The following is a 2437-nucleotide window of genomic DNA, read 5'->3' as shown; positions in this document are numbered from 1 at the left end:
AGGCGGAAGTATCCATCAGCACCTGTAGAGGCTTGTTTGCTGGTTACAAACATCACATACCTTTGGTCGGTTCCTTTGTAAAGGCTGTTAATCTTGAGCTGGTCGCTGCCGTAGGTACTCATCAGCTTTGGATCCCCGGATTCTATCTTGTCGCCAATGCCTAATTCGTAGAAGCCTTTCGGTATATCCTCCTTCCTTACATTGAAGTTGATGCCTACTTTCAGGTAAGTACTATTAACTTTGTTTTCATAATCATCCAGTTTGTTTTGAGCCTCTTTGTCCAAAGGAACAAAGCTGACATTGATATCTTTCGGGCTTAGGTGTACCAGCCTGAACGATGAGATGATCTGCTGTTTCTTTTCCTTATCATTCGGGACTAATGCCGCCACTACTTCTTCCTCAGCATAGTCGTATGCACCCTTGAGTTTTAGTTTGTAATCGTTGCCGCTTTGTACCGCTTCTATATTCTTACCAGAGGACAATACTTTGAACTCTATCTTGGCATCCTTCAATATTTCTTGGTCGGTAATGGTGATTTTGGCGGAGATAAGGTCATCCTTACCGTTGACAACCGCCTTGTAAGGAACCAATACAGCAGTCCCATCTGCATTTTTTACAGACGGATATTGATCCTTAGGAAGTTTTGTTATCTCTTGACTATCAAAATCATACTTAGAATCATTGGCATCCCAAGTTATGCTGATGCCTTTAGCCGTATATTGGCTAATCTGTGCCTTACTGCCGCTGCCTGTAACGCCATCGGTGTTGTCACTATTAGAGGCACCACTTTGGGCTATTTTTCCACCTTCTTTTACATTGCCTTTCTCATCAATTTCGTAAATATTACCATCTTTGTCGATAATGGTATAATCTCTTCCACCAGGCAGTTCTTGCTGGCTACTTTTCCCCGAACCAGAATCGTTATTGTTACCAGCTCCCGCATCTCCGTGGATAATAATTCTACCAGGAGGCGGAGTTTCTATATATTCAACCTTGCTGATATTATAGCCTACCGTTACTTCCTTAACGCCCTGATCACCAAAAGTTTCTCCTATACCCTCGGATAAAAACATCACCGCCTTTTCACTTGGGTCGTAGGTTGTTTCTATGGTTCCAGCGATAAGTTTTTTATCGGTGTTAATCTGGATATTATTGAATGAGACTTTTAGTTTGGTATCACCAAGGTAAGGCACTATGATATATCCCTCTCCGCTGTAGTTTCCTATTCCATTTGCTTGGGTAATGGTCACCGGGAAGTCTCCTGCCATTATCACATCATTCACTCCCAGAGCCCCTTGGTAAATGGTTTTATTAGAAATATCAATGGCAGGCATAATGCCACATTGGAAGTTTTCGTTGCTTTTGTCCTTGCTATCGGTGGTAAAATATTGTATAGCACTATATGCGTAGGCATTTCCTGCATTAGTATTGTAGGCATCGCTATTAAAGTTCTGTAGATTACCGCATACAGAGCCTACGCGGTATTCATATTCAGTAAGGTCTTCTAAGCCAGTAATGAAGTATGGTGATTGGTAGCTCTTTGCCGTAATCCACTCCCCAGTAGTTCCTCGTTTTCGGTATTGGATATTATAATCACCTGATGAAGTTCCGTTGAGCATCCATTGGATTTTCACTTTTCCTCTACCGGCATTTTGAGCAGTAAGAAGGGATGGTGTTTTACAGTTTTCAGTATAGTCAAAATAAAAAATTTCGGATAGTCCGTTGTTTTTATAGGTGCCGTTATCTTCCGTGGGGCTAGCACTATATACGGGATTTCCACTTTTGGCTTGTACCTGCCAGGCGTATCGTTTACCAGGTATTAGCTGAGCTTTATCTAATCCGTAGAAGAGGGTAGGCGAAAAAACTTCCTCTTGCCAAAAAGGTGGAGCGGCCAAAAAACCCGATATGGGGTCTCTTTCCAAATCCCAAAGTTCTTTCAGCGTGAAGACATATCTTGTATTGGGGGCTATCTGCCTAGGTTGCCATTGAAAAATCATTGCAGCAGCACCATTATCATAGGGAGATAGAGCAGGTATTCTCTCACCATTTTGAGGAAGAGTAAGGAAAGGCGGTTCGTATTGATTGAAGAAAGCAATAGCACAGGCTTTCTGCGAAAGGTTATTTTTTGTAAACCAATCATAAGCTTGAAAGCAAAAGCTATAGACACCGTCAGGAAGAGCTTTAGAATAGGATAATGGGTCAATTCCGGAGAGGTTATCGAGCGCAAAAAGACTTCTCAAATCTACATTGGATAGTGTTATCTGCTGTCCAGGAAATAGTGTAAATGGATTATACCCTTGAATGAAAGGTGCAGAGCTAGCAATGGGAGTATTAGTTGTCCCTCCTTCAAGGAAGAACTTAATGGCCACTTGATGAGAAGGTTGTTGCAAATCAGTCATCAATACCTGCAGTTGCAGCTTATTATCCGTACTGGTAG

At 42.0% G+C, this 2437-nt stretch carries 1 protein-coding gene; it reads right to left on the bottom strand.

Annotated elements, in window-relative coordinates; all coding sequences use genetic code 11:
• The coding region (locus tag ACFFUE_RS10750; protein WP_376835253.1) for a hypothetical protein at nucleotides 1-2437 on the bottom strand (2437 nt) is incomplete at both ends.

It is taken from the genome of Bergeyella porcorum, from assembly GCF_042427575.1.
Classification (GTDB): Bacteria; Bacteroidota; Bacteroidia; order Flavobacteriales; family Weeksellaceae; genus Bergeyella; species Bergeyella porcorum.
This window is presented reverse-complemented; position numbering and strand designations above follow the sequence as displayed.